This is a genomic window from Gemmatimonadaceae bacterium (assembly GCA_019752115.1).
Classification (GTDB): Bacteria; Gemmatimonadota; Gemmatimonadetes; order Gemmatimonadales; family Gemmatimonadaceae; genus Gemmatimonas.
On sequence record JAIEMN010000016.1, the window covers coordinates 35,187 to 47,606 of the forward strand.

Below are 12,420 nucleotides of genomic sequence, written 5' to 3' on the forward strand. Positions count from 1 at the left end.
CGGCGTTACACCCCCGGCATTTTCTGCCGATCGATCCTGCCTTGGCGGGCCATTCGTACCGGCTGGCGGGCCGCGCGGAAAATACGCAAACCATTGCTGTCCAATGACTTAGAGAATGGCACGTATTCTGTATAGTCGTGCACGCCATGACTACGCTTTCCAATCACCCCGCACGCGGTGCGTCGGTGCGCGATCTCCGCGTGCTGATGATCGCGTTTGCGAGCACCGCCCACGGGGGCGTGCATCGCAAGCTCGCCGAGCAGGTGCGGGAAATGCGGCGCCATATCCCCCAGACGCTGGCCCTCGTCTTCGCCGACACGCGCGAGGCGCCGGCGCCGGCCAATCCGCCGTACACCCTCGTGGACCTGCGCGGGGGCGGCTTCGATCCGGCCAGCCGATCGCTCGCCTGGTTCCACTGCTGGGAGGCGGTCGAGCAGTTCAAGCCCGACGTGGTCTACATGCGCTACCCGTTGTACGACGGGCATGTGCTGCGCTTCCTGCGCGAGGCCCCGCCGGTGGTGTTCGAACTGCAGACCAAGTTTGATCTCGAGTTGCCCCCCGCCGCCGCCGAGATCGAGCGGCAGTGGGCGCGCCGCGTGCTGCCGGAGACGGCGGGGCTCGTGGCCGTGACGCCCGAGATCCTGACCCATGAACTCACGCGCGGGCGCGTCGCGATCCCCGGGCATGTCATGGCCAACGGCGCCGATCCGGCGTTGCTCCCCTTCGTGACACCGCAGCTGCCGCCCGATCGCATCAACCTGGTGTGCGTGGCGTCATTCTATCCGTGGCATGGTGCCGATCGCGTCATCTGCGGCATGGCGGCCGAGCCTGACGTGTCGGATGTGCATCTGCATCTGGTTGGCGACGGCGGTTCGGTCCCCGCGCTCCGCCAGCTGGCGATCGACCTTGGCGTCCAGGATCGCGTGCACTTCCATGGCCTGATCCCGGCCGACGCCCTTGATCCGTTCTATGCGCAGGCGCATCTCGCCATCGGCGTGCTCGCCCCACAGCGCAAAGGGCTCACCGAACTGTGCGCGCTCAAGCATCGCGAGTATGCGCTCCGCGGATTGCCATTCGTCGCAGCGGGCACCGATATCGATTTTCCGGCCTCGCTCCCGTGGCTGCGCACCGTGGACGCCGATGACACGCCGATCTCGCCCCGCATGCTGCGCGCGTTCGCGCTCGGCTGGACGAACGAAAAGCGGCGCCGGCAGATCCGGCAGTGGGCCGAACAGCACCTCTCGTGGAGCGCCAAGATTCGGGCGCTGACCGAGTTCCTTGGCACCGTCGCGCGTCCGCGCGTGAAGGCTGCCTGACCATGCGGAGTTCCTGATCATGTGCGGTATTGCCGGTCTGCTCGACCACACCCGCGGCGCGAATCCGTCGTGGATCGATCCGTTCACCGACGCGCTGGTGCATCGCGGCCCCGACGGCCGCGGCACCTGGTGCGACGGCCCGGTGGCGCTCGGCCATCGCCGACTGGCGATTCTCGACCCGTCGCCGCTCGGCGCCTGTCCGATGCCGTACACGGCGCCGGATGGCCGCACGCTGCGCATCACGTTCAACGGGGAGATCTACAACTTCCTCGAGCTGCGCGACGAGCTGCGGCGCGACGGCTACGCCTTTCGGACCGAAACCGATACCGAGGTCATCGCCGCGGCGTGGCACCGCTGGGGCCTCGACTGCCAGCGCCGCTTCAACGGGATGTGGGCGTTTGCCCTCTGGGATGAGCAGACGCGCACGCTGACGCTCTCGCGTGATCGCTTTGGTGTGAAGCCGCTCTACCTCGCCGTCATGGGGAGCACGATCGCCTTCGCGTCGGAGATCAAGGCGTTTCTCGCGCTCCCGCACTTTCCGCGTACGCTCAACCAGCAGGCCGCGACGCGCTATTTCACGCATCCCAATGCGTACGATGGCATCTCGCCCGACACCGCCCTCAATGGTGTCATGCGCCTGCCGCCGGGCCACTCGCTAACGATCACCCCCGAGGGCACGCAGGGCTTCTCGCGCTGGTGGAACACCCGCGATCACCTGCCCAGTGTGCCGGCACGCTATGAGGAACAGGTCGAGCAGTTCCGCGACCTGTTCCTCGACAGCGTGCGCCTGCGCATGCGCAGTGACGTGCCGATCGGGACCTCCCTGAGCGGGGGGCTCGACAGCAGCGCCGTGGCCTCGGGCATGGCCGCGGTCGCGCGCGACGGACATCTCGCCCTCGATCGCTGCGCGAGCGACTGGCAGCGGACCTTCATTGCGAGCTTTCCCGGGCATCCGGTGGATGAGCGGGAATTCGCCGATCTCGTCGTGGCGCACACCGGCGCGAAGCCGACCTACTGGAACTTCCAGCAGGCCACCGCGCTCCGCGGACTCGCCGCCAGTGTCTATGCGCTGGATGATCTGAGCGCCGCGCCAGCCGTGCCCGTGCTGAACATCTACAAGACGATGCGCGAGCACGGCGTGGTCGTGACGCTCGATGGGCACGGCGGCGATGAGCTGCTCGCCGGCTACTCCTGGTATCGCGAACGGCCGCTCGATCAGCTCAATGACGCGCTCGATCAGGACTTTCACGTCACGCACCTGCCGGCCATCCTGCGCAACTATGATGGCTGCTCCATGGCCAACGGCGTCGAAGTGCGCTCGCCGTTTCTCGACTGGCGCCTCGTCACCTACGCGATGGCGCTGCCCCCGGAAGCCAAACTCGATGCGACCTACAGCAAGCGCATTCTGCGCGATGCGCTGACGGGCATCCTGCCCGACGGGATTCGCACCCGCACGACCAAGTTCGGCTTCGAGTCGCCGCTGGTGGCGTGGGCCAACGGCCCGCTGGGCGCCGTCCTGCGCGCGGCCAGCCAGACCGAGATCTGGCGGAGTGCCCCGTCGGCCGCTCAGCCCGAGCAGGTGGCCGCCATCATCCAGGCACGTACAGCCACGCGTCCGCATGGCTTCACCGAAGCCGATCGCGTAGCGGTGGCCTTCGGATACCGGTTGCTCACGTTCGTGCTCTGGTGCGAACACTATCTCGCCATCGGCGACCGCCGCATCACCCGCATGGTCGGCGCGCCGACCGCGGCGGCCGCATGACTTCAGGATCTGTGTCGTTCGAATCATCCGCCATGCCCTTCGCCGCGGGCGGCACCCGCCGCCGCGTGCTGATCGGGACCTGCGAGATCGCCCATCACGTGGTCGATCTGGTCGAAGGGTTTCGCCGCCTCGGGCACGACGCCACCAGCGTCATGTACCACCGGAACAAGTACTATCCCGACGCGACCTACGACATCGACGCGACGGGCACCTCGCTGAGCACCGAGTCGCTGCTGTCGCTCATCAACAGCCACGACCTGTTCATCTTCATCTGGACCAGCCTGCTCCCGGACAACAACGACTTCCCGGTGCTGCGCACGCTGGGCAAGGAGATCGTCACGATCTTCTGTGGAGATGACGTACGCCACTGGTCGGCCTACTCGCAGGACTACGGGCGCGATCTGCGCGACCGGGTTCCGGTCCTCGACACGATTCCACTCGAGAAGCAGTTGCGCACCCTGCGCCGCGCCGAGATGGTGGCCGACGCGGTGTTCTCGCGCCCCAATCAGCACAACCTGGGGGTCCGCCCCTATCACCACTTCCACCTGCCGATCGACCTGCGCCGGATCACGGCGCACATCCCGGATCGGGAGATTCCCGTGGTGGTACACGCCCCGTCCAATCAGGGGGGTAAGGGATCGGACCTGGTGCTCACCGCGCTCGACACCCTCAAGGCCGAGGGCGTGGCGTTCGAGCTGCGCCTGTTGACCGACGTGTCCAACGGCGAAGTCCTCGCCGCGCTCGCCGATGCGGACGTCGCGATTGATCAGGTCTTCATTCCCGGGATCTCGCGCTTTGGTCAGGAGGCGCTCGCGAGCGGCTGTGCACTCGCCAGTGTCATTGAATCGCCCTATGCGGAGTCACCGGATGTCCCGCCGGTGTGGCACATCGGCGAACACACCCTGGTGGAGCCGTTCCGCGAGCTGCTCAGCAACCGCGCGCTCCGTCGCTCGCTCGCCGAGCGGGCGCGGACGTACGTCGAGCAGCACTACGATGTGGCGGTCGTGGCGAAGGGGATTCTCGATGTGCTGGATCAGCGCACGCGCGGGCCCTTCGATCACTATCCGCGCTTCTATCTGACCGACTATCGCCTCCCGCCGCAGCACACCATTCCGCCCGACGTCGCCGATGCGACCTCACAGGTGGTGCGCCGCTGGGGGGTGCCGCATGACGCCGATGTGCGGCGACTGATTCGCGAAGGGTTTCTACGCGACATCCCCTTCGGAGGGTTTGACACGCTTCCACGCTGGGCGCCGGGAACCGGCGCGCGCCGTCCATCCGAGGCGCCGTGGCCTCGGAATCTGGAAGCGTCCCATAATGCCGCGGCGCCTGCCGCTGTTGGAGTGAGCGATTCATGACCTTGACTGACAGCTACGCCCACGAAGCCGTCGAAGCGCCCCTCGAGGTGTGCGACCTCGCGGACATGCCCGATGCCGAATGGGATGCGTTCGTGGATCGCTGCTACAACGGCACGCTCTTTCACAAGCGGGCGTTTCTGGCGTATCACGAGCCCGGACGCTTTCACTTCACCTGGCTTGGCTTTCGCGACGGCCATGGCGCGCTCATGGGGGTGCTGCCGTGCGTCATTCGCCACGGCGAGCTGCTGAGCCCCATGGGGGCCTCGTACGGCGGCATCATTGCGCTGCCGTCGTCGTTCAGCATGATGTGGCGCATGGTGGATGCCCTGCAGCGGTGGGTCCGGCAGCAGGAGCTCCGCCGCGTATCGTTCACCTATGCGCCGCTCACGTACAACCGCGGCATGTCGCAGGACCTGGATTTCGCGATGCTGTACGGCGGCTTCCAGAATTCCCGGAATCTGTTCTCCAGCGTCGTCGATCTCTCGGCGTTCGACGACGAGGATCCCACGCACCATCTCACGCCAATGGGGCGCCGGGCGATTCGCAAATCGGAGAAGGAAGGGATCGTCGTCTCCGAGAGCGATGACCTGGCCGAGTATTATCCGATCCTCGAAGAGAACAAGCGGAAGTTCGATGTGAAGCCGGCGCATTCGCTGGCCGAGCTCGAACGGATCCGCACGCTCGTCCCGGGCACGTGGCGGCTCATGGCCGCCCGACACGAAGGCGAGCTGGTCGCCGGCGTGCTCACCACGCACTGCAACCCGCGGGTGCTGCTGGCGTTCTACATCGCCAGCCGCCCGGAGTATCAGCACATGCGCCCGGTGAACCGCGTGCTCTTCGACACCGCCAAGTGGGCGCGCGCGAACGGGTACTACTTCCTCGATCTCGGCGTGTCGATGAACACGGCGTCGGACAATCCGATGGAGCCGGCGTGGAGCCTGATCAGCTTCAAGGAGTTCATCGGCTCGCGCGGGTTCCTGCGTCCGTCGTACACCTGGACCCCCACCTGAGCGCGACGCCGCCAATGCGCCGTCTCGCGCTCCTCGGCTGGAACGACAACACGCAGCGGTGTCTTGACGCGCTCGCGTATCGGCAGCGCGTGCCGTCGGTCGTGGTGGTGCCGGCCGGCGTGGAGTCCAGCGCGCTGCAAGCGCAGGCACGAGGGTGGGGGATTGAGGTACGGGTCGCCGATCGGCAGACCGCGTTGCGAACGCTGCTCCCCGACATCGCGCTCATCGCCAGCGCGTCGTGGCCGCTCAAGATCAGCGCGGAGGATATCGCCGCCTTTCCCGATGCGATCATCAATGTGCATGGCGCCGCCTTGCCGCGGTGGCGTGGGCCGCATCCGCTCAACTGGGCACTCCTCGCCGACGACCCCACGATTGGTGTTACCGTGCATCATGTCGCCGTTGGCCTCGACGAAGGCGACATCATTCTGCAGCAGACGTTGCCGCTGAACGACGAGGATACGCTGCTCGATGTACGGGCGCTGGTGCACCGCGCGGGCGCCGCATTGCTGGCGGATGCGGTCGCGCGGCTCGATCGCGGTGACGCGCCACGCATCCCACAGGATCCCGCAGCCGCGACGCAGGCCCGTCGCCGCACCCCCGACGATGGTCGCATCACCTGGTCGGCCTCGGCACGCACCTGCTTTGCGCACATCCGCGCGAGCGGACGACCCACGCCCGGTGCCTTTACGCATCGCGGCGACGAGCGCGTGACCATCTGGCGGGCCGCGATTACGACGTCTCCCGCCGGATCCGAGCTCCCCGGTACGGTTCTGCAGACGCATCCGATGCCAATCGTGCGCACGGGCGACGGCGGCGCGCTGGCGCTGCTCGAGTGGGAAGGACCGACGCTGGCAGTCGGCGATCGACTCGCGTCGCCGACCGGCTAGCTCCCGCGCGCCGCGCGGCCGCTTAGCGGCTCTGCCTAGCGGTTCCGCGCCCCGGCGCTCACCGCGCCATTCGCCGCCACCAACCCGCCAAGCCGCGCCTGCACTTCGAGCACCGCCGTCCGCCATTCGCCGGCGGCCGCCTGCCGGATGGGCTCCACGCTCGGATACCACCGATGCGCCGGCGTCTCCGCGGCCCAGCGCCAGTCGAGCCCCACCTGCGGCAGGAGCAGCCACGTGCGACGCCCCAGCGCGCCAGCCAGATGCGCCACCGCACTGTCGATCGTGATCACCGCATCGAGTTGCCGCAGCAGCTGCGCCGTCCGCTGAAACGTGGTGAGCAGCGACGACGGATCCTGCAGTGACAGCCGGCGCGGGAGCGTCGCCAGATCAGCCGCGCGCTCCCCCTGCTGCAGGCTCACCCAGGTGACATCCGTGCGCTTGAGCAGCGGCTCGAACACGCCCAGCGGAATGGAGCGGTGCATGTCGTTCACATGCGTGGCGCTCCCCGCCCACACCAGGCCGATGCGCGGCCGATCGCCGGGCAACTCGGCGCACCACGCCGCCAGCGCGGCATCCATCACGGCCGGCACTTTGAGATACGGTGTGGCGCTCGCCATCACCGCCGCCGTGGTGTGCAACCCCAGACGATGCGGCAACGCCGTCAGCGCGACCTGCACATCGTGCGCGGGCACCGGATCGGAGAAACTCACCACCGCGTCGGCCACGTCGCTGCCGGCGAGCAGGGAGTGCAGCGCCGTGGGGACCACCAACACCACCCGCCCGCCCTGCGCCCGCAGTGGCACCAGCCATCGCACGAACTGCAGCGTGTCGCCCAACCCCTGCTCGGCATGCACCAGCAGCGTGCGGCCGGCGAGCGACTCGCCCTCCCATCGCGGCTGCGTCCACTTGCGACGCATGCCCTCGAGCAGCGAGGTGCGTTCGCGCCATTCGTACGCGCGCCAGCCGTCGGCCCACGCGCCGCGCGCCAGCAGCGTCATCGCGCGATTGAATTGGGCGTTGGCGTGCTCCGGTGCCCGTTGCAGCACGGCATTCGCGGCCGCTTCGGCCTCCTCGTACCGCCCGGCGAACATCAGCGCCGCCGAGCGATTGGCCTGGGCTTCGAGATGGGTCGGCTCAAGCGCGAGGGCCCGATCGTACGCGGTCACCGCGTCGGTGACGCGACCGGCAATCTGCAGCGCGCGACCGTACGCATACCACGTCGCGGCATCACGCGGCTCAAGGGTCGCCGCCTTCTTGAGCGGACTGAGCGCATCATCGGCGCGGCGCGCCGCCACGAGCGCATTGCCCAGATTCACCAGAATCGGCGCCGCCTCCGGCAGCTCCTTGGCCAGCGGCTTGAGCATGGCGATCGCGCCATTGGCATCGCCCTGCTCGAGACGCAGCACCCCCAGCGCATTCCGGACCCCCACGTGACGCCCGTCCTTCGCGTGCGCCTCGGCCAGCAATGCAATCGCGCGCGCCGGCTGTCCGGCGCGCGCGAGGGTCAAGGCTTCCTGATACGTCGCTTCGATTTCAGCTCGGGACATGGTCCCAAACTACGCCGCGGACTCAGGCAAACGCCACGCCGGCGTCGTCGTCGCGGGGAAACTTCGTGAGATCGACCGGCTCCCGCATGCCATGCGCGTCGTCGCGGCTGATGATCTGCATGGCGCGACGGGTGCGCAGGTTGATGACGATCGGCGCCCGGAAATTGCCCGTCACCGTGTCCTGCGGCGTGGCCGGCAGCGCCAGCATGATCAGGGCGAGGACGTCCGTCGGATCGGTGATCCCGAGCATGCTCTTTTCCAGATCGCCGAGATCCACGACGTAGCCGGGATTCACCACGAACGGATCGGCCAGCACGAAGCTGACCTGCGGCTCACCGGTCGACATGAACCACCACAACCCCTGGCGGGCGCCGGGGAGCAAGGCGTAGTCGAGTCGATCGGGGAACCCCCACAGCGCCTCGGAGAGATGCACCACCGACTGGCTGGGGACGGTCAGGGTGCCGGCGGCGTGCGCGATCGTGACCGTGTCGGTCGTGTCCATCGCCGCCGCTTCAGGAGCGTCAGTCATCAGATGTAGTTCGCCAGGCTGAGGCCCAGGATGCGCGAGGTCGCACCCATGGCCGCCTGATACAGGGTTTGCTTGCCGACCAGGTCCACCATGGCCTTGTCGATTTCGGTGTCGCGCAGATCCGAGCGATACGCGAGCAGGTCGTTCTCCATCTGGTCGAGACGCGTCTTCGCATCTTCCATCTCGTTGATGCGCGCGCCCTGCGTCCCGACCAGCGCCTGCACATTCGAGTTGGCGGCGGTGATGCGATCGGTCGCGGCGCGAATCGCGGCGGTGTCGTCGGCGCCCAGCGCATCGGAGAGCGCGCGCATGGCCGCGAGCGCGTCCGTGTCGAGGAAGACCTGCGTGCCGTTGTGGTTCGGTGTGACGAACTTGTTGTCGCCGATCTCAAGCGTCGGATTGCCGCTCGGATTGACCGGGTTGCCGCTCAGCGTGAGCGCCGAGAATGACGTGGGGCTCGCCGGCGGCGGCGTCACGAATGGCGCTTCGCCCGAGCGGGTACCGCCAAAGAGATACTCGTCGCCGAAGCGCGTGTTGCCCAGCTGTGCGGCCTGATCGAGCAGCTGATCGATTTCCTTCTTGATGATCAGCCGCGACTGCGTGTTGGCGGTCGCGCTGGCGGCCTGAATGCCCAGTTCGGCGCCGCGGCTCAGCGTGTTGCCCAGCGAGTTGAGGACGTTCTCCTCAGCCGTCGCGCGGGAGACCCCGATGTTGATGTTGCGCCGGAACTGCGTGATTGCGCGCATGGAGCTGCCCACGCGTACGACTTCACTCGCACTCGTCGGATCATCCGACATCTTGCGAATGCGGAGACCGGACGAGATGTCTTCGCGTAGCCGATCCACACCCGCGAGCCCCGACTGCAGGCGATACTGCGAGTTCCGCGTGATGATCGAGTTGGTGACGCGCATGGGCACAGGGGTCAGTGGTCCATCTGCCCGACGGCCGATCTGCCGTCCGACTGCCGCCGCTCCATGGGAAGTATCGGAGTTCCGACAACAGCCTTTAGCGTTTGGACCCGCTCCCGGCTATTTTTGCCGGGTACGATTCTGACCATGAGACGCACCACCGGCCCATTCGTCACGGGGCCGGCACGACCCGGCGAAATCGTCCCCCTCGGGATCCCCCTCCACCGATCCGCATGGCCACCATCCTGTACGTCGACGACGAACCCGCCGTCGGCTTGATCCTTGAGGACACCCTCGCCCAGGCCGGCCACACGCCGGTCGGGGCGCGCAGCGTCCCGGAGGCATTACAGGTTCTGGAACGCGGTGGCGTCGATCTGATCATCTCGGACTATCGGATGCCCGGGCTGACGGGGCTGGAGTTCATCCAGCTGCTGACGCGCGAGGGGTACGACATTCCGCTCATCATGCTGACGGGGCACGCCAGCATCGAGCACGCCGTCGCCAGCATCAAGGCCGGCGCGATCGACTACATCACGAAGCCGGTCCGTCCGCAGCAGCTGGAGCTGGCGGTTGATCAGGCGCTCGAATTCGTCCGCCTGCGCCGCGAGAACGAGACGCTCCGCAAGGAGGTCATGCAGTTCCGCAACGAGCGCCAGATCATCGGCGACTCGGCCGCCATCCGGCGCATCCTGCAGACGGTGTCCATGGCGGCCCCCACCCGGGCGACGGTGCTGCTCCAGGGCGAATCGGGCACCGGTAAGGAGCTGTTCGCGCGCGCCATTCACGACCAGAGCGAGCGACGCGACAAGCCGTTCATCAAGCTCAATTGCGCCGCGCTCCCCGAAGGGCTGGTCGAGTCGGCGCTGTTCGGTCATGAAAAGGGCGCCTTCACCGGCGCCATCAAGCGGGTCGAAGGCGCGTTCGAGCGGGCCAACCGCGGCACGCTGCTGCTCGATGAAATCTCCGAAATGCGCCTCGACCTGCAGGCCAAGCTGCTGCGCGTCCTGCAGGAGCAGGAGTTCGAGCGGGTCGGCGGCACCTCCCCCATCAAGGTGGATGTGCGCATCGTGGCGACCACGAACCGCGACCTGGCCATGGAGGCGGACCACGGGACGTTCCGACAGGACCTCTACTATAGACTGTCCACGATCCCGGTCATGATTCCGCCGCTGCGGGAGCGTCCGGAGGACATCCCGCTGCTGGCGCTCCGCTTTGCGATGCGCACGGCCGCCGAGATCGGCAAAAAGATCGAGGGGCTCTCGCCCGACGCCCTCGAGGCCCTGCAGAACTACCCGTGGCCCGGCAACATCCGCGAGCTGCAGCATGTGATCGAGCGCGCGGTCATTCTTACGCCGGACCCGATCATCCAGCCCCACTGCCTCGAAGGCACCCGCTTCGGTCTCGCCCACTCCCTGGGCGCCCCGAACATGCGTCCGCGCACGATCGGCACCCCGGGCGCCGTGCCGGCCATCGCCGTTTCCGGTGCCGCCGCCGCCCCCGCCACGGCCGGCTCCGGCAACGGGATCGCCTTGAACTCCCTGAACGTGGCCGACGCCGAGCGGGTGCTGATCCAGCATGCGCTCCAGGCCGCGGACAACAATAGAACGAAAGCCGCCGAGCTCCTGGGCATTTCGGTGCGCACGCTGCGCAACAAGCTCAATGGGCCGGGTAAGGGCGACGACGGCGACGACTGAGCGGCGGCCGCTCGCGTTGTGAACTGATCGCACAGAGGACACAGAGCCACAGAACTCACAGGGGCGCGCCCGAGATCGTTCGGAGCGCGCCTCAGTGTTTCTCTGTGGCTCTGTGAACTCCGTGCGATCAGTTCAGAAAAATGCGATTGGTGCCGATACCCTCAGCCGAAGCCGTGCGAGCGGTCCGGGTGACTCGTGTCACTAGGCAAGCGCGCGAATCCACACGGCACTTTTGGTCCATCCCCCGCTAGGCAGGATTTTCCTGCCGGGCGGGTTTTTTCATACCCCCAACCCAACCCGCGAACCCCCAACCCTAGAACACCAAACCCCTAACTGATCTGTTTTCAATGACTTAGAAGCAAAGCGCACCAAGCCCCGCAGTTTGGCCCGCCCATTGCTTTTAAGGGTCCCGGATTCGCTCGCCCCTTCACCCGGACCCCGCTGATGCTCTTCGGACTCATCGATCGCACCACTTCCGCCACCTCGCTCAAGTCGGCCCTCGACAAGAGCGTCGAGCGGTCGCGCGGCATCGCCGATCGCGTCGCCAATGCGACCGTGAACAACGGCGACGGGTTCTCGCTCGAGGCCAAGACGGGCAACGCCCAGGCCAATGCGAACCCGGTGAATGTCGAGACCGAAATGGTGGCCCTGGCCGACGAACAGCTCCGCTTCCTCGCGACCTCGCGCCTCCTCGAAAAGACCTACCAGTCGCTCCGCACCGCCATCAAGGGCGGAGGGAACGGCTGATGCCGATCAACCCGACGTCGCGCCCGGCGCTCCTCCCCATCCCCGGCCAGAACGTGGTCCGGCCGATGTTCAAGTCGCTCGGCATCGCCGCGAGCGGCATCGCCGCGCAGCGCCAGCGCATGGAAGTGATCGCGCAGAACATCGCCAACGCCGACGTGGTCAGCACGCCCGAGGGCACGCCCTACAAGCGTCAGGATGTCGTGCTGCAGACCGCCAACGCGCAGAACGCGCTCTTCAATCAGGGCAATCCGGCCGCGTCGCAGATGGGCTCCACGGGCACGAGTGGTGTCTTCGGATCGCCGGCGTTCGACGTGCCGGCGATGACCGACAGCCGCCAGCGCATCGAAGTGCCGGTGCTCCCGATGAACAACAGCAGTGCCGGTCCGGGCGAGGGCCAGTTTGGCGTCGTCGTCGCCGGCATCGCGCAGGATGAAGGTCAGGGGCACCTCGTGTACGAGCCCGGCAATCCGATGGCGAACGCCGACGGCTTCGTGCGCTACCCCGACATCGACACCACGCAGGAAACCGTCAAGCTCCTCGACGCCAAGCGCATGTACGAAGCCAACGCCACGGTCTTCCAGACCGCCAAGGCGATGCTCCGCGCCGCGCTGGACATCTGATCCATGTAGACACCCGAGCGACGGGTCCGGGAATCGGCGTGA

General features: G+C 67.2%; 11 protein-coding genes. 8 read left to right on the forward strand and 3 right to left on the reverse strand.

All coding sequences use genetic code 11. The features are described from left to right. Positions 1-146 precede the first annotated feature (146 nt). Genes K2R93_07075 through K2R93_07095 form a run of 5 tightly spaced genes read left to right on the forward strand, consistent with a single transcriptional unit; the run spans position 147 to position 6,333 of the window. Positions 147-1,316 carry a glycosyltransferase gene (locus K2R93_07075; GenBank protein ID MBY0489588.1) on the forward strand — a complete coding sequence of 390 codons (1,170 nt, stop codon included), beginning with the start codon at positions 147-149 and terminating at the stop codon, positions 1,314-1,316. A 19-nt stretch (positions 1,317-1,335) separates the two neighbouring features. Beyond that, a complete protein-coding gene (gene asnB, locus K2R93_07080) occupies positions 1,336-3,078 on the forward strand; it encodes an asparagine synthase (glutamine-hydrolyzing) (GenBank protein MBY0489589.1) in 1,743 nt (580 codons plus the stop codon). A 32-nt stretch (positions 3,079-3,110) separates the two neighbouring features. Further along, complete coding sequence (locus K2R93_07085) at positions 3,111-4,436, forward strand: hypothetical protein (GenBank protein ID MBY0489590.1); 1,326 nt, start codon at positions 3,111-3,113, stop codon at positions 4,434-4,436. After that, on the forward strand, positions 4,433-5,446 hold the full coding sequence (locus K2R93_07090) for a GNAT family N-acetyltransferase (GenBank protein ID MBY0489591.1): 1,014 nt from the start codon (positions 4,433-4,435) through the stop codon (positions 5,444-5,446). Before K2R93_07085 ends, K2R93_07090 begins: the two co-directional genes overlap by 4 nt. A 14-nt stretch (positions 5,447-5,460) precedes the next feature. Further along, positions 5,461-6,333, forward strand: coding sequence for a hypothetical protein (locus K2R93_07095; GenBank protein MBY0489592.1), 873 nt, complete (start codon positions 5,461-5,463; stop codon positions 6,331-6,333). 35 nt (positions 6,334-6,368) lie between these two features. Here the strand turns inward: K2R93_07095 and K2R93_07100 are convergent, their stop codons facing one another. Genes K2R93_07100 through flgL form a run of 3 tightly spaced genes read right to left on the reverse strand, consistent with a single transcriptional unit; the run spans position 6,369 to position 9,320 of the window. Continuing rightward, positions 6,369-7,880, reverse strand: a complete 1,512-nt coding sequence (locus K2R93_07100; protein ID MBY0489593.1) for a tetratricopeptide repeat protein — start codon at positions 7,878-7,880, stop codon at positions 6,369-6,371. 22 nt (positions 7,881-7,902) lie between these two features. Continuing rightward, positions 7,903-8,409: a flagellar assembly protein FliW gene (fliW, locus tag K2R93_07105; GenBank protein ID MBY0489594.1), complete on the reverse strand. Its 507-nt coding sequence runs from the start codon at positions 8,407-8,409 to the stop codon at positions 7,903-7,905. Then, positions 8,409-9,320 (reverse strand): flagellar hook-associated protein FlgL, encoded by a 912-nt coding sequence (gene flgL, locus K2R93_07110; protein MBY0489595.1) that lies wholly within the window; start codon positions 9,318-9,320, stop codon positions 8,409-8,411. Before flgL ends, fliW begins: the two co-directional genes overlap by 1 nt. A 230-nt stretch (positions 9,321-9,550) precedes the next feature. On the opposite strand from flgL, the gene K2R93_07115 reads away from it, so the two are divergent. The 3 genes from K2R93_07115 (at position 9,551) to flgC (ending at position 12,378) form a co-directional block, all read left to right on the forward strand. Then, positions 9,551-11,011 (forward strand): sigma-54 dependent transcriptional regulator, encoded by a 1,461-nt coding sequence (locus K2R93_07115; GenBank protein ID MBY0489596.1) that lies wholly within the window; start codon positions 9,551-9,553, stop codon positions 11,009-11,011. A gap of 444 nt (positions 11,012-11,455) precedes the next feature. Continuing rightward, entirely contained in the window at positions 11,456-11,758 is a 303-nt protein-coding gene (locus K2R93_07120) for a hypothetical protein (protein MBY0489597.1), read from the forward strand. Next, positions 11,758-12,378, forward strand: coding sequence for a flagellar basal body rod protein FlgC (gene flgC, locus K2R93_07125; protein MBY0489598.1), 621 nt, complete (start codon positions 11,758-11,760; stop codon positions 12,376-12,378). The genes K2R93_07120 and flgC overlap by 1 nt, the downstream gene beginning before the upstream one ends. Positions 12,379-12,420: the final 42 nt, after the last annotated feature.